The following is a 15,646-nucleotide window of genomic DNA, read 5'->3' as shown; positions in this document are numbered from 1 at the left end:
TGCTGACAGCTATGAGCTGACAGCTCGTAATCACACGCTCAGCGCGTGTGGTTACGAAATTGCCTTTTCCCATCCCTGCCCGAAATCGGCAAGGGGTTTGATCTCATAAATTTCAAAGCTCACAGCGGCATAGACCATTTTGGCGCCGGCTTCGCCTGCAACCTTTGCAATCTGGGCCTTCATGTCGTCCAGTTTTGACCCGGATGTCTGGCAGTCAGCCATCTTTACGTAAACCCTCACGCCCTTCCATTCGCTCAGGGACTTGCCCGGCTCCATAATCATGAAGACCGCATAAGGGTTTTCCTGAAGATATGCAAAGGTCCTGTTCTTGCCAATACCCATCGTGATGGTCTTCTCATTGATCATCCTCGGCGAGCCGAAGTAGGCCACATTTACCTTGCCTTCCTTGTTTGCGGTACTGAGACATCCAAGTCGCGGCTGTTTGTTGAAATACTCCATAAGTTTTGCTGACATGGTGTACCCCCTTATTTGTTTTGATAATTCTTTTTTAATTCCGATAATACTGCAAAGTGCTTTTGCTCTTCTTCAATAATCTTATCGATCTGACCGTGCTGTTTTGGAGCAACGAACTGTTTTGCCTCCTGATAATAAAGGATAGAATCAAGTTCTCGCTGTATGGCGAAATCAATGGCTGATTGCGCATCGAAAACACCCTTAAAGCCTTTCTCCTTTGATTCTTTTGTAAAAATAACCTTATTGTCGATATAATCCCTGAGATAGGCCATGTATTCACCGCTATAGCTTTCAGTTGGCCTGTATTCTTCTATTTTCACCAGCATGTCCTGAAAAATCCTTTTGTGCCGTACTTCTTCATCGGCAAGACGGTCAAAGAGCTTTTGTATTTCCTTATCTTCCGCCATCATTGCTGCCCTATGGTAGAATAGCTCACCATCTTCTTCGATGCGGATAGCAAACTGGAAGACGTCACTTGCCTGTAAAAAGATACTCATGGTATGCCTCCTTTTCTTAAATGAACAATACTGCTGCTTATTGGAACTTCATAACAACTGCGTGAGAAGTTCCGGTATCAACCTCTATTATCCTTAACCGTAATTCCTTTGCCTTTGCTGCCTCCCCCGGAAAGAAAATAAAGCCATATGCAATCTGATGGGCAGGCACAGCCTTGTTTTCCAATGTGCCTTTCTGCAAATCTTCACGTATCTTGTCCTGGGCATCTTTATCGAATATGCCTGCAGCGCCTCCGGCAGTGGCGCCGGCTGCAGCTCCAATTGCTGCACCCTGCAGCACAGCAGTGCCCACATTTGTACCCGTCACAATCCCGACTGCAGCACCTATCATAGCACCGGCAATACCTGCGAAAATGCCACCCTTGGCAGCTTTAGGTGCAACTTCTCCATACTGTGTCTTCTTTGCAATCCGTTCATAGGCAAGTTTTGCATCAAGGATAGGCCAGATATTGTCCTCCACATCAATGAGAAGGGTCTGACCGGGGAGGATTTCGATGGGGTGAGTGCCTTTGTTATCGAATATCACCTGGACAGGAAGCACACCTGACCCTATGATATCGAAGCCATAGACTGCTTCTGCTTCCTTGTTATTATTAAACATTTTAGCTGCTATTGTGGCGCCGGCAACCTCTGTTGCGTTCGGGTATGCAGAAGGCATCTTGAACGGGATAATCTGCCTCTGGTAGCTCTGGCAAGCCGCCAGAAAAACCAGAGACACACATATTACGAAAAGCTTTGTGGAACCATATTTCTTTTTCATGGCAAAACCCCTTAACCCCGATAAACGGGAGATGTTATACAGATGAGTTTATAAAAAGCACTATAGCTTGTCAATACAAACTCCGTTATGAGCCCTTAGCATGCAATATACTCACCCCATCTTTCACATTTTATTTGAATATTTTTTATTTTGTGACATAATGTATACAAAAGATGATGCTACTTCTTAAGTGGCTTATCATGGCCACATCAATTATGCTTGCCGCATACGTTATTCCTGGCGTTGTTATAAAGGGTTTTTTTGCCGCCCTGTGGGTGGCTCTTTTTATCGGGATTATCAACGTTCTCGTAAAGCCCTTCCTCATACTGATTACCCTGCCTATTAACATTTTGACGCTGGGGTTATTTACCTTTGTGATAAATGCGCTTTTGATATTGCTTGCTTCATCAATAATAAAGGGATTTGAAGTTAAAGGTTTCTGGGTTGCTATGCTTTTTAGCATTGTGCTGTCCATCATTAACTTTCTCCTGGGGCATTTGTTGGGAACTAAATAAACATGGTATCTGCGGGTATTCTTTATGAGCATGACAGCCTATGTAGATTTTAGCATACTCGACACATTAGCATCTTCTCTCCCCGAAAAAAGTAAACAATTTCCTCATTGGCAATCCATGCGTACCATCTGGAGAAAATTTATAGATAACGATATAAGGCTTGTCACTTCCGGCATGGATCTGGAGATGGATATCATACTCTGGCTGAATAGTCGTGGTTGTTGTATAACAGATACAATGAGGGCTATGGAGGCTATAGATGAATTTGAAAGATGGGACAGGATTGAAAAAGATAACATCAGGAAATGGAAACGCATTTTCGTTTTTTACGAGCAGATCGATTTCCTTCCGAATACAGCGGATAAGCTTAAAGATGACACAGAGAATAAACTTGCCTCGCTCATCAGGGATGAGGTCCTTGATTTCAGAAAATATGAACCCGCATTTTTACTTTCAGAAGAAGATTTCAACATCCTCAACGACTGCTCAAAATCTCTTCACCTCTGGTATACAGATGCTTCCTGGAAAGACTTGAAACGTACCGATTACCAGCTAAATTGGGAAATATTCCTGTCAGCATTAAGCCGGTATGGCAGAAAATCTATCTTTGAAGGTGACGAAGGAGAGAGAAACCGGAATCTTTTCGGTCTCTGGAACAGGATCGTGGGATTAAGTAAAAAAAGTTCCGGGAAATTGCCTTTGGAGAAATCACATATAGATTTCGTCCTTGCCACGGTCTTAAAAAAATATCAGTCCAAACAGGCAGACAGAGATACCCAACATATTCTTAATTGTATCAGACATGGGATAGATTTTTTTATGACCACCGATGACCGATTAATTGAAGCGTTTAATGAAAAAAAACATATATATTTGCAATACCCTGAGTATGCTGCTATTAAGCTAAATCTGGTTAGTCCGTCCGGACTGGAAATAAAATTATCATATACATAAAAGGTCTTGACATGCTGTATACAAATGTTAGAACATTAAAATATAGTCACAAATTGATATAAAAAAGAAGGGAGGTGAAAAAGTATGAAGAAAGTCTTAATGGTTGTGTTTGTATTATTCATCAGTATTGCTTTCGTATCAACAGTTTTTGCACAGGCAAAACCAGCGGCGGCACCCGAAAAAGCAGCTCCTGCACCGGAGAAGGCAAAACCGGCACCGGAGAAAGCAGCGCCTGCAGCGGAGAAGGCAGCACCTGCCCCTGAAAAGGCAGAGGCAAAAGCTGACAAACCGGCGGATAAACCAAAACCCAAACCAAAACCAGCAGGGTATTATGGTGAAGTAACAAATGTTGATGTTGCAGCAAAAACCCTTACAGTGAAAGATAAGAAGGATGCTGTCACGTTCGACATAGCGAAAGCCACATTTAAAGGTTACAAAGATGCTAACGAAATTAAGGTGGGTGACAAGGTTGCTGCCAAGTACACAAAAGATGGCATTAATGTAAAGAAAATAGCTGCTGCAAAACCGGCAAAGGAAAAGAAAGAAAAACCTGCAGCAAAGAAAAAAGGATTCAAGGACATTGATGCAAATAAGGACGGGAAGATAACTATTGAAGAATTAACAATTGTCTTTGTCAATGTCACCCCGGAAATGTTCAAAGCAATGGACAAGAATGGTGACGGCGCCCTCGATGAAAAAGAATTTAAAGATGCATCAAAGGTATTAAAGTAGTTCCGGTTTGAACCCCGCCAGCCTTCAATGGTTGGCGGGGTTTTTTGTTACAATTTTTCCTTTTTCAGAATCTTCCCCTGTACGCTTATAACAACAATTTCCATGGGATGTTTTTTTCCGGCAAGCGCCATGCCCTGTTGAATGAGGAAGGGCATCTTTGAACAACATGGCACTTCCATAATCAAGGCAGTGATGCTTTTTATATCGGCTATCCTGAAAATCTCTGCAAATTTATTGATATATTCCTCAGTATCATCAAACTTCGGGCATCCCATTAATACGGTTTTCCCTTTTAAGAAATCATTGTGAAAGCTGGGATATGCTACAGGAGTACAGTCTGCGGCAATAAGAAGATCGGCCCCCTTGAGGAACGGTGCGGCGGGTGGTACAAGCTTGATCTGAACAGGCCAGTGGGTAAGGGCAGAGTCCACGTCTGCATGTTGAACGGGCCGGTTTGCCGCTTCGCAGGGTGAGGCAAACGTCTGGAGGTGGGTAGAAGGACAACCGCATGGTAAATTCAGTTCTGAGTTTTGAGTTCTGAGTTTTGAGTTAAAAACTGTCGGGGAATTCCCTTGCCTCTTCCCCTTAAACCCTTGAACCCTTGAACCCCTCTTCCGTATGACCCCTGACCCCTGTTTTTCCAGGTATTGTTCAACCGCTTCGGGATCGAAGGTATCAGCGTCGCGTTCTACAATTTTAAGGGCGCCTTCGGGGCACTCCCCTAAACAGGCCGCAAGTCCATCACAGTAATTTTCCGATACAAGCTTTGCCTTGCCATTAACCAGTTGAATTGCCCCCTCGGCACAGGCCGATACACACTGGCCACAACCGTTACATTTCTCTTCGTCAATCTCAATTATGTTTCTTTTCGTTTTCATTTTGCCTTTCTCCATCATTAGCGGGTTTTATCAAAACTTCTATAATTATTTTGCCGCCCATCAAATATTCAGCCCTAACGGGCGAATATATTAAATTTTCACTCTGCCCGAAGGGCATGGAGTATATCGGGTGCCGGGTCGGCAGCCGATATAAAATGCTGTCCAGCCTTTGTCTGCGTCCGTCTGCGGCTAAATAAAAAAGATTTTTCATGTTTTTTAGCATTATCCCAATATCGCCTTCAGGTCTTCATCGGGGGTGGTAATCGGTTTTATGCCGAAGTTTTTCACCAGCACATCCAGTACATTCGATGTTACAAATGCCGGTAACGATGGTCCAAGACGTATATTCTTAATACCAAGGTACAGAAGGGTCAGTAAAATTGCCACGGCCTTCTGTTCATACCACGAGAGAACAAGCGAGAGAGGAAGGTCGTTGACGCTTACATTAAAGGCCTTTGAGAGGGCAACGGCAATCTGTATCGCTGAATAGGCATCATTGCACTGACCGATGTCGAGAAGCCTCGGGATGCCGCCGATGTTACCGAGGTCTTTATCGAAGAAACGGAATTTTCCACATGCAAGGGTAAGGACGATACAGTCTTCCGGGACCTTTTCAACGAATTCGGTGTAATAATTTCTTCCCGGTTTTGCGCCATCACAGCCTGCTACGAGGAAAAAATGACGTATGGCTTTGTTTTTCACCGCTTCTATTACTGCACCGGCTACACCCATTACCGTATTCCTTGCGAACCCGACCATGACCGATTTACCGTTCACATCCTCCAGGAAGCCTGGCATGGCAAGGGCCTTTTCAATGGCTGGTGTATAATTGTGATTTGATATGTGGGTTACATTGGGCCACCCTACGGTTCCCAGCGTAAAAATATTGTCTTTATACGAATCGTTCGGTTTCTGAATACAGTTCGTGGTCATAAGGATCGCACCGGGAAAACCGGCAAATTCTTTATGCTGGTTCTGCCATGCAGTACCGTAGTGTCCATAAAAGTGGGAATATTTCTTGAGGCCCGGATAGCCGTGGGCAGGCAACATTTCACCGTGAGTATACACGTATATCCCCTTCCCTTCAGTCTGTTTGAGGATTTCTTCCAGATCCTTGAGATCATGGCCGGAAACGAGAACAGCCTTTCCCTTCTTTGCTCCAAGGGGAACTTTAGTGGGAACGGGGTGACCGTATGCACCGGTATTGGCTGCATCCAGAAGCTCCATAGCTCTCAGATTTATCTCACCGCATTTTAGAACAAGAGAAAGGGCCTCATTGAGGTCAGGCGCCTTTTTAAAGATGGCAACCAGCGCTTCGTGGATAAAGGCATAGACGGCATTGTCTTCCTGTCCGAGGATCTGCGCATGGTATGTATAGGCTGCGACACCCTTGAGACCAAACAGGAGTGTATGTTTCAGCGATGTAATATCCGGGTTTGAGCTGTCAGGTTGTATTGCCACGCCTTCTCCCTGCCTGATCAGCCCTTCGAGAGTAGCTTCAGGCTTGAACCGGCTTTGACCTGCCGGTAATTCTGCCTTTCCGCCTGCCGCCTTTACCGTTTCTTTGAGCGTATCCCTTAAAGCAACCGCACGGTTAATAAGCGCTACAAAACGTGCGGGGTCAAAATCGACATTTGTAAGTGTAGCAAAGAGCGCTTCAATCGTAAAAACATCCGCTTCACGATCAACAACCGCCACCTTTCTTCCTTCTGCAGCGTAAAAAGAAAGTTCAGCCAGGGTATATACAAGGAGGTCCTGGAGTGCCGCAACATCAGGCTGTTTCCCGCAGACCCCTACCTTTGTACATCCTTCACCTTTCGCCGTCTGTTCACATTGATAACAAAACATAATTACCTCCTCATTTTTTTATTGAATGCCTTTCTGTAGATACTATAACCCCGGCAGACGAAATATTCTTTGACTTAAATCAAAAATATAAATAAATGTAACCGGTGGTAATCAGGACAATTGGCAGAAAGATAACATATCAAAGATTGACTTTTTTTGGTTTTGTGCACAAAATAACCCTATGATCGGGATTTCAAAACTTTATTGCGGTGCCGTTGAGGCATCTGACCCGTTGCGGTACGGAAGGGATTCCCGGAAACTCCCGTCCCACCTCCTTCAATTTTCCGCAGACAAGAAGCCCGTTGTGGTCTGGAACATGACAAAACGGTGTAATCTGAAGTGTGTCCACTGTTATGCACGTGCCGAGAACGAGACCTACAAAGGGAATGAATTATCAACCGATGAAGGAAAACGATTAATTGATGACCTCGCTGATTTTGGTGTGCCGGTCATCCTTTTTTCCGGTGGAGAGCCTGTTCTCAGGGAGGATTTACCGGAATTGATCGGTTATGCGGTTAAAAAAGGATTAAGGGCTGTCATTTCCACAAACGGCACCCTCATTACTGAAGAAAAGGCAAAACAGTTTGCACGGTATGCACTATCATACATAGGCATCAGTCTGGATGGAACAGGTCAGATAAATGACGCCTTCAGGGGCGCCAAAGGCGCCTTTGACCGTGCAATCGCAGGGGTGAGAAATGCGAAAAAGGCCGGCATAAAAGTGGGGTTGCGCTTTACCATAAATAAAAGAAACTATGATGAAATTCCTAAGATTTTTGACATTATCGAAGCGGAAGAGATTCCGCGGGTCTGCTTCTATCATCTTGTCTATGCAGGAAGAGGGTCAAAACTTATCAATGAGGATATATCGCACGAAGAATCACGAAAAATTGTAGACTACATCATGGACAGGACAAAGGTATTTTTCGACAGGGGAAAGCCTCTTGAAGTCCTTACCGTTGATAATCATGCGGATGGGCCCTATGTATATCTGAGACTACTGGAAGAAGATAAGAAAAGGGCTGCAGAGGTCTATGAATTGCTCATGATGAACGAGGGGAATGCATCGGGTGTGGGGATTGCATGCGTGGATGAGGAAGGAAATGTCCACGCAGACCAGTTCTGGAGACATTACAACTTTGGGAACGTGCGCGAAAAACCCTTCAGCGAAATCTGGATGGACACGAATAATGAGTTGATGGCAAGGCTCAAGGAAAAGAAAAAGCATGTTAAGGGGAGGTGCACACGGTGCAGATGGCTCAATATCTGCGGCGGTAATTTCAGGGTAAGGGCAGAGGCGGCAACAGGGGATGTGTGGGCAGAAGATCCCCAGTGCTATCTGACGGAAGAAGAAATAAGCGGTTAGCTAACAGCTAATGACCAATATAACACATGAAGAACCTTTTTTTATTTGCCGCAGACGGACGCAGACAAAAGCCGGACGGTATTTTATATCGGCTGCCGACCCGGCACCCGATATACTCCATGCCCTTCGGGCAATGTAGATATATTCGCCCGTTAGGGCCGAATATTTGACAGGCGGCAATGTCGCCGGTTGGCAAAATAACTATTTGTCTGCTCTTGTCCGCATTTGTCGAGCGAAGCGGGCGGCAAGATAAAGGTTTTAACAAAACCGAAAAGCCAAAAAGGAGTAAACATGAAATTTCCTGAATACAGACCGAGAAGATTGAGAAAGAATGAGAAATTAAGAGGGTTGATCCAGGAAACAGACCTCTCGACAAAACATCTGGTCTACCCCTTGTTTGTCAAAGAAATGACCCAGGCGAAGGTGCCCATCCCTTCCATGCCGGACGTGTACCAGTTTTCCGTGGAGGGGTTACTGAAAGAGGTCGAGGATGTTATAAGTCATGCTCTGCCGGCAATCCTCCTCTTCGGTATCCCGGAAAACAAGGATGAAACAGGAAGCGGCGCTTATGATGAGAACGGTATTGTTCAGAAGGCAACAAGAAAAATAAAAAAGCTTTTCGGTGATGACATCCTTGTCGTAACCGATGTGTGCATGTGTGAATATACAAGCCATGGCCACTGTGGCATAATAAAAAACGGTTACGTTGACAACGACGAAACCCTTAAACTCCTTGCGAAGAGCGCCCTTTCGCATGTTGAGGCAGGCGCTGATATGGTCGCCCCATCGGATATGATGGACGGGAGGGTAAAGGCAATACGGGAGTTGCTGGACAGTAATGATTATAACACTATTCCCATCATGAGCTATGCGGCCAAATACGCTTCGTGCCTCTATGGTCCATTTCGTGATGCCGCCGAATCTCCACCCCAGTTTGGTGACAGAAGGGCCTATCAGATGGACCCCCCCAACCAGAGGGAGGCATTAAGAGAGATACAACTGGACATTGAAGAGGGTGCAGATATTATTATGGTAAAACCTGCCCTTTTCTACCTCGATGTATTGTCAATGGCAAAACAGACATTCAACATACCACTGGCAGCCTATTCGGTAAGCGGCGAGTATTCAATGATCAAGCTCGCGGCCTCAAAAAACTATTTTGATTATAAAAGGACAGTTCTCGAATTCATGACCGGCATAAGGCGTGCCGGCGCAGACATCATCATCACCTATTTTGCAAAGGATATAGCGGGATGGCTCAAAGAGAATACCCTCTGAGAATGGTTGCGTGGGAGCTTACGAGGAACTGCAATCTCAATTGCATCCACTGCAGGGCTGCCGCAACCCTTGGGCCACATACAGGTGAACTGAGCACCGGCCAATGCAAAAACATCCTCGACGACATAAGTAGTTTCGCTTCGCCTACCATTATCCTTACAGGCGGGGAACCCCTCATGAGGGACGATATATTCGACATTATAGAGTATGGGAGTGAGAAGGGCTTACGGCTTGTTATAGCAATCAACGGAACACTGCTTGATAAGGCGAAAGGCAAAAAGTTGAAGGCAAAAGGGATAAAGAGGGTGAGCATGAGTCTTGACGGAAAAGACAGGATGAGCCATGACTCATTCAGAGGCGTTGACGGCTCATTCAACGCTGTGATGGAAGCGTCAGGGATACTCGCGAACGAGGGACTCCCTTTTCAAATTAATACCACTGTTACACGCCTCAATGTTGACGACCTTGAACATATATATAATGTTGTAAAATCTAGTGGCGCCTGTGCCTGGCACATATTTCTCCTTGTACCGGTGGGAAGGGGGGAAGGATTGAAGGGCAAAGAGCTCGATGCGGAGATGTACGAAAACATACTGGAATGGCTCTATGGGATCGAAAAGAAAAACGAAATTGAGATAAAAGTAACCTGTGCGCCACACTATTACAGGATTGTGAAAGAAAAGGGCGATTCGCCGAAGAGTGCGGGCTGCCTGGCCGGGAAAAGTTTTATGTTCATCTCCCACAGGGGTATTGCTCAGCCATGCGGTTACCTGGAGGTCCCCTCAGGCGATGTGCAGCAGAATGGAGTCAAAGATGTCTGGATGAATTCTCCGGTCTTTAACCAGTTGAGAGACCTGTCACAGTATAAAGGCAAATGCGGCACATGCAGATACCTTAAAATCTGTAGCGGTTGCCGGGCAAGGGCCTATGAATCCTGTGGGGATATGATGGAAGCTGAACCGTTCTGCACATACAGCGGCGCGTGAAGACCAGTAATTGAGGTGGAATATGAATCGATTAGCAAATGAAAAATCTGCATATCTTCAGCATGCATCCCACCAGAAGATAGACTGGTATCCCTGGTCCGAAGAGGCATTCGAGAGGGCGGAAAGGGAAAATAAACCGGTTTTTTTAAGCTCCGGGGCAATATGGTGCCACTGGTGCCATGTTATGGCAAAGGAATGCTTTGAAGATGAAGAGGTGGCAAGACTGCTCAACGAATATTTTATTCCCGTAAAGCTTGATCGGGACCAAAGGCCCGACATAGACAGGAGATACCAGCAGGCCCTTGCTGCCATGGGCGTAAATGGAGGCTGGCCGCTCAGCATGTTTCTCACCCACGACAAAAAACCCTTTTATGGCGGCACTTACTTTCCGCCCGATGAAGGCTTCGGAAGACCCGGGTTTAAAGCCATACTGCTGGCAATAAGCCGGTTATACAGGGAAAAGAAAGACGAAGCAATCGGGTATGGTGAAAAATATATCGAATTTCTTAAAAATCAGGTCACAGTATCCGGCGAAGGCTTTGACAAGTCCATGCTTGACGAGGCGGAGGAGAAGATGCTCTCAGGTATGGACCGCCTCCATGGGGGGTTTGGGAGCGCCCCCAAGTTCGCCATGTCCGGTGCGCTGGAGTTTCTCATTCACAGGTATTTTTTCCGCAAGGACGAAGCCCTTGGGAGCGCTATTGAAAAAACGCTTACCTCAATGGCAGATGGCGGTATTCATGACCAACTTGGCGGTGGATTTCACCGGTATTCTACGGATATGGTGTGGGCTATCCCGCATTTCGAAAAAATGGCCGATGATAATGCATGGCTTCTAAGGAACTATACCGATGCGTATTGCATCTTCGGGGATAATTATTTTAAAGAGGTGGCAGAAGGCATCATTACCTTTTTGAGACGTGAGCTTTCGCATCCGGATGGCGGTTTTTATGCAAGTCAGGATGCCGACGTTACCCCTGACGATGAGGGGGGATATTTCCTCTGGCGGGATGAAGATTTTAAGAACCTCCTGACTGCTGAGGAGTATAAAGTCCTTTCTCTGTATTTCCTCCATCAAAAGGGGGCAATGCGCCACGATGCTTCAAAAATGGTGCTCCATATCACAGAGGGAACAGGGGAACTTGCAAAAAAACTGGATATGGAGGAAAGAGACGTTAAAAGGATTCTCTTAAGTGGAAAACAAAGGCTTTTGAAAGAGAGGGGGGGAAGGCAGAAACCCGTTATAGACAGAGCAATGTATACGTCTCTGAACGGAATGCTCATATCTGCATTCCTGAAGGCATACAGGGCGCTTGGCGACGAAAGCGTCAAAGAATTTGCCATCATGAGCCTTAACAGGATTTCAAAAACAAATGTTTTCGATGGAAAGCCCTTCCATTCAGAAGGGGTGGAAGCCTTCCTTGACGATTATGTAAATTTTATCGATGCGCTGATCAGCGCCTATGAGGTAAGCGGGGACAAGAACTATCTGGATCAGGCCGATCTGTATATGGGGCAATGTGTCGGGAAATTTTGGGATAAAAGGGATGGCGGATTTTTCGACACAGAAGGCGAAGTTATCGGCATGCGGTTAAAGGGCGTTGAAGACACCCCTCATCCTTCAGCAAACTCCACTGGTATCATTTGCCTTATAAAACTCTCATTAATGCTTGGAAGAGATGAATATATGCGATATGCGGAATCAGCTTTGACGCACTTTGCATTAGTGGCAAGGACAATGGGTATCCATGGAGGTTATTATTTCTGTGCTCTGGATGCCTACTTCCATATGACCAAACTCGATGTAATACCAATTCGGATTCAAAGATAGAACGAGGCATCAAGGAGGAACCGACGCAGACGTACATGTAGTACGTCGAGGAGCGCGACGACGAAATAACGAAGTTATATGAATGAAGGCGAACTGGTATAAATGCATTGCCGGGCTCCGGCCTTGCGGGTGAAAGCACTCACCGGTTTCTCCCCCTATACGTGTGTGGTGTATGGTGAAAATGCTTGACCTGCATCTCATCGGAAAGTTTCAGAAGGGAAACCGCTCTATGCAAGGACTGTATTGACTTTGCATCGCACGATATCACTTTTAAAACTGTTTCCTAAAATTCAGGAGGCAATTGTCCCTCCGCTGTCGGGATTAAACCGTACGGAAGGGACACTCCCCGTCTCTCAGGGGTATCTCTTCGCTGCGAACCTCGATTGTCCCGACCTTAGAGGCAGTGAATAGTGAATGGTGAATAGTTTATAGTTGAACCCCCACATAATAATACTAACCATCTCAAATCAGCATCAGTGATTTTGTCTGTTTTTAACTTAAAACTTAAAACTTGGAACTTAAAACTTCCTTGAGATGGACATCGCAACATACACACGACCTGACCTTGTGACGCTTCTTGATGAACTGTGGAACTGCGGATACCGATTGCCCCGGAACCTGCGCCAGAGAAAAAAAGCCCCCTCAGGTGTGAAAAGGGCAGTGAATGGTAAATAGTAGACAGTGAATAGTTAAAAAGGCAAAAAACATGAAAAGGCTGTGAATGGTAAATAGGTTTTTGACTAACGACTATTCACTGAATCACTGCTGATATCCGCAATCCGAAATCCTAAATGGGATGGGGGAAGATGGTAAAAGGGACGATTACGTTGTGGCCCTTGTGGCGAAGAATCTTTCCAGGACATCCATAACAATCTTCTTATCAAGCTCTTTGCCAGTCCATAATCTGAAAGCAAGAGTGGCCTGATGAACGAGCCACTCCAGGCCTGACAATATGCTGCAGTCTTTCTCCTCGGCTGCAGACAGGAGCTTTGTCTTTTCGGGAAGATATATGGCATCGAGAATTCTTGTGCCCGAAGGGATAAGGGCCCTTGGAAGGGGCGAAGCATCCGTGTTGGGATACATACCGACGGATGTGGTATTCACGATAATATCACTGGCCGGGAGATAGTCCCTTATCGTGCTTTCGTCAAGGGCTCCTGCAATGAGATGCAAGTCTGTTTTGTCTGAAAAGAAATCCTTTAGCGCATGAGCCCTGTCAATCCCTCTGTTCAAAATTACGATCTCCGCGGTCCTGTGGAAAAGGAGGGCTGCTATCACGGCTCGGGCAGCGCCGCCGGCCCCGAGGACCACCGCCCTTTGAGATCCTTGGGGAAGACCGAGCTTTTCGAGGGAGTAGCGAACCCCGGCAACATCCAGATTGTATCCTGATCTCTTCCCATTTTCAAAAACCACCGTATTTACCGCACCGGTCAGCCTGGCGGCATCATCCGTCTCATCCATGTACTTGTACGCCAATTCCTTGAGGGGCACCGTGACGGTCATGCCCCGGACGCCTAAGGCTTGAAGACCCTTTATCCCGACACTCAGGTCGTCAGGATGAAGGGCAAAGGGAACGTATACAAGATTGAGACCGTGGGCCTCAAATCCGGCGTTATGGATTGCAGGGGAGAGTGAGTGAGCAATGGGATAACCTATTATGCAATATACACCCGTCTCACCTGTAATCAACACATTCTCTCCTCGTGCAAAAGCGAAGAATTTACAAACTTGTTCAAATCACTACCGGAAGTTGGCCGACAGGTTCTCCTCTCTCGTTCCATCCCCTGAGTTGGTAGTAGTCCTTCTTCATTTTCTCGAAATCTTCCCGTGCAATAACAAGTTTCCTCGACCCTATGGGTTCTTCGAAAAAACGTTTCGGGAGTGTGTCTTCAGCCCCGGTCATACCCTCTCTCAGGTTAAAAATCCTCACGGCATTCCGTATGTTGCAGGCGATCTTCTGAATGTTTTCCTTGTCCGGCGAGAGTCCTGTGGTCGCCTCGATAATCTGTCCGAGTTCCGGCCAGAGGTAAATGTCCCGGTAAAATCTGCAAATAATAAGTGCGTCCTGGAGAGTCAGCCTGTCTTCAAAATCGATGACGACCGCTGCTTTCCCTTCTATCTGATCAGGAGGAATTATGCCGGCAAGTTCAGGCCTGAATGCAGTGGTGCGCATATGGCAGGCTCCTCTGTCGGATGTCGCATATGCAAGACCCATAGCCTTAAAGTACCTTGGATCATATCCGGCCGGCTCCAGGCCCTTTACGTGGATAGCTATATCTTCAAGACCCCACTCTTTTGCCGCATGGCGAATGCCTTCGGCGAGGATTGACCCGATGCCTTCCTTGCGGGAAATCTGCCATAAGAGTTCGGCAGTCCTTTTCGCATCCCCGTATTCGATCTTCTCCGATATTTTACCCCGTGCGGACGCTTCCATGGCAAAGGCGGCCAGGTTTCCCGCTGTTATCGTATCTATACCCACTTTGTCACAAATATCGTTGAGATTGATAATCTCAGCAAGGTCCTTAATGAGGCATAGACCGCCGAGCGCATAAATGGTTTCATATTCAGGGCCGTCAATCGTGAGCCCGGCATATTTCCCTGTAGTTACTGTAGTCAAACGGCCACAGGCAAGAAAACATTTGTTGCAGGATCGGGCCCTGACGGAAAATTTGGAGTGCAATGTCTCAGCGCTTATATCCTCCCAGCCTTCCATGGAACCTTCAGCCCAATATTTTGTGGGAAAGGCTTCCACTGTATTGATCATGGCTACAAGCCCAGGTGTTCCCAAGCGTTTAAAAAAATTGGTGGCAGGGAGGGTTTTGGCCTTCTTTCCCCATTCGCTGAATAATTTGGCAACGGCATCAGGATTTGCGGGCTCCCTAACGGTTTTGCCGTAAAAAGCGATACCCTTCACTTTCTTGGAACCGAGAACTGCTCCGACACCTGTCCGGCCAGCGCACCGCCAGTGGTTGTTAACGATACTTGCGAAACGGACAAGATTCTCTCCGGCAGGTCCGATGACCACCGCCTGAGCCCCTTTTTTGCCAACTTTTTCAATGATCGTATCCTCTGCAACGTAGGCGTCCTTACCCCAAAGGTCATCGGCATCATGGAACTCAATCTTTTCGTCACTTATTTCAAGCCACACCGGCCTACTGGAAATTCCTTGAAGGATTATAGCATCATAACCTGTTTTGCCCATGGGTTCTGCCACTCGTCCACCAGAATAGGCTTCGGAGAAAATTCCCGTGAGAGGCGATTTGGTAACCACACAGTAACGGCTTGAACCCCAGATCTTGGTGTCATTTGTCGGTCCAAGAACAAAGATCAAGTTGTTTTCAGGAGAGAAGGGTTCGACCTTAGGTTTGTTCTTCTTGAGCAGGAGATATACGCCGAGACCTTTACCACCGAGAAAATGCTCATACGCCTCATCGGGGATTTTTTCTACCGTATAACTTTTGTCTGTAAGATTGACAATAAGTGCTTTCTGAAACACGCCTTTCATTGTT

At 46.3% G+C, this 15,646-nt stretch carries 15 protein-coding genes; 7 read left to right on the top strand and 8 right to left on the bottom strand.

Features of this window, described 5'->3' with window-relative positions; translation table 11 throughout:
• Positions 1-51: 51 nt before the first annotated feature.
• From NTX75_09085 to NTX75_09075, 3 genes are read right to left on the bottom strand one after another with little or no spacing between them, the layout of a single operon-like run.
• Positions 52-474: a pyridoxamine 5'-phosphate oxidase family protein gene (locus NTX75_09085; GenBank protein MCX5816377.1), complete on the bottom strand. Its 423-nt coding sequence runs from the start codon at positions 472-474 to the stop codon at positions 52-54.
• A gap of 11 nt (positions 475-485) precedes the next feature.
• Positions 486-971 carry a ferritin family protein gene (locus tag NTX75_09080; GenBank protein MCX5816376.1) on the bottom strand — a complete coding sequence of 162 codons (486 nt, stop codon included), beginning with the start codon at positions 969-971 and terminating at the stop codon, positions 486-488.
• A gap of 37 nt (positions 972-1,008) precedes the next feature.
• On the bottom strand, positions 1,009-1,749 hold the full coding sequence (locus tag NTX75_09075) for a hypothetical protein (protein ID MCX5816375.1): 741 nt from the start codon (positions 1,747-1,749) through the stop codon (positions 1,009-1,011).
• Positions 1,750-1,922: 173 nt separating this feature from the next.
• Between NTX75_09075 and NTX75_09070 the strand changes: the two genes are divergently transcribed.
• The 3 genes from NTX75_09070 (at position 1,923) to NTX75_09060 (ending at position 3,950) form a co-directional block, all read left to right on the top strand.
• Complete coding sequence (locus tag NTX75_09070) at positions 1,923-2,264, top strand: phage holin family protein (GenBank protein ID MCX5816374.1); 342 nt, start codon at positions 1,923-1,925, stop codon at positions 2,262-2,264.
• A gap of 24 nt (positions 2,265-2,288) precedes the next feature.
• A complete protein-coding gene (locus NTX75_09065; protein MCX5816373.1) occupies positions 2,289-3,218 on the top strand; it encodes a hypothetical protein in 930 nt (309 codons plus the stop codon).
• Positions 3,219-3,302: 84 nt separating this feature from the next.
• The gene (locus NTX75_09060; protein MCX5816372.1) at positions 3,303-3,950 is read left to right on the top strand and encodes an EF-hand domain-containing protein; all 648 of its coding nucleotides are present in this window, start codon (positions 3,303-3,305) and stop codon (positions 3,948-3,950) included.
• 47 nt (positions 3,951-3,997) lie between these two features.
• Here the strand turns inward: NTX75_09060 and NTX75_09055 are convergent, their stop codons facing one another.
• From NTX75_09055 to hcp, 3 genes are read right to left on the bottom strand one after another with little or no spacing between them, the layout of a single operon-like run.
• A complete protein-coding gene (locus NTX75_09055; GenBank protein ID MCX5816371.1) occupies positions 3,998-4,828 on the bottom strand; it encodes a 4Fe-4S binding protein in 831 nt (276 codons plus the stop codon).
• Positions 4,803-5,039, bottom strand: a complete 237-nt coding sequence (locus NTX75_09050; GenBank protein MCX5816370.1) for a hypothetical protein — start codon at positions 5,037-5,039, stop codon at positions 4,803-4,805. Before NTX75_09050 ends, NTX75_09055 begins: the two co-directional genes overlap by 26 nt.
• Positions 5,040-5,050: 11 nt before the next feature.
• Complete coding sequence (hcp, locus tag NTX75_09045) at positions 5,051-6,676, bottom strand: hydroxylamine reductase (GenBank protein ID MCX5816369.1); 1,626 nt, start codon at positions 6,674-6,676, stop codon at positions 5,051-5,053.
• Positions 6,677-6,857: 181 nt separating this feature from the next.
• On the opposite strand from hcp, the gene ahbC reads away from it, so the two are divergent.
• The 4 genes from ahbC (at position 6,858) to NTX75_09025 (ending at position 12,137) form a co-directional block, all read left to right on the top strand.
• A complete protein-coding gene (gene ahbC / locus NTX75_09040; GenBank protein MCX5816368.1) occupies positions 6,858-8,042 on the top strand; it encodes a 12,18-didecarboxysiroheme deacetylase in 1,185 nt (394 codons plus the stop codon).
• A gap of 291 nt (positions 8,043-8,333) precedes the next feature.
• On the top strand, positions 8,334-9,320 hold the full coding sequence (gene hemB / locus NTX75_09035) for a porphobilinogen synthase (protein MCX5816367.1): 987 nt from the start codon (positions 8,334-8,336) through the stop codon (positions 9,318-9,320).
• The gene (locus tag NTX75_09030) at positions 9,296-10,306 is read left to right on the top strand and encodes a radical SAM protein (protein ID MCX5816366.1); all 1,011 of its coding nucleotides are present in this window, start codon (positions 9,296-9,298) and stop codon (positions 10,304-10,306) included. The genes hemB and NTX75_09030 overlap by 25 nt, the downstream gene beginning before the upstream one ends.
• A gap of 22 nt (positions 10,307-10,328) precedes the next feature.
• Complete coding sequence (locus tag NTX75_09025; protein ID MCX5816365.1) at positions 10,329-12,137, top strand: thioredoxin domain-containing protein; 1,809 nt, start codon at positions 10,329-10,331, stop codon at positions 12,135-12,137.
• A gap of 822 nt (positions 12,138-12,959) precedes the next feature.
• On the opposite strand, the gene aroE is transcribed toward NTX75_09025, so the two are convergent.
• Both aroE and NTX75_09015 read right to left on the bottom strand, forming a co-directional pair.
• Complete coding sequence (aroE, locus tag NTX75_09020) at positions 12,960-13,829, bottom strand: shikimate dehydrogenase (GenBank protein ID MCX5816364.1); 870 nt, start codon at positions 13,827-13,829, stop codon at positions 12,960-12,962.
• A 40-nt stretch (positions 13,830-13,869) separates the two neighbouring features.
• Positions 13,870-15,642, bottom strand: a complete 1,773-nt coding sequence (locus NTX75_09015; protein ID MCX5816363.1) for an aldehyde ferredoxin oxidoreductase family protein — start codon at positions 15,640-15,642, stop codon at positions 13,870-13,872.
• Between the last annotated feature and the right edge of the window lie 4 nt (positions 15,643-15,646).

The sequence above is a fragment of the Pseudomonadota bacterium genome, assembly GCA_026388315.1.
Classification (GTDB): domain Bacteria; phylum Desulfobacterota; class Syntrophorhabdia; order Syntrophorhabdales; family Syntrophorhabdaceae; genus MWEV01.
The sequence above is the reverse complement of the archived record's forward strand: the minus strand, read 5'-3'. Positions and strand labels throughout refer to the sequence as shown.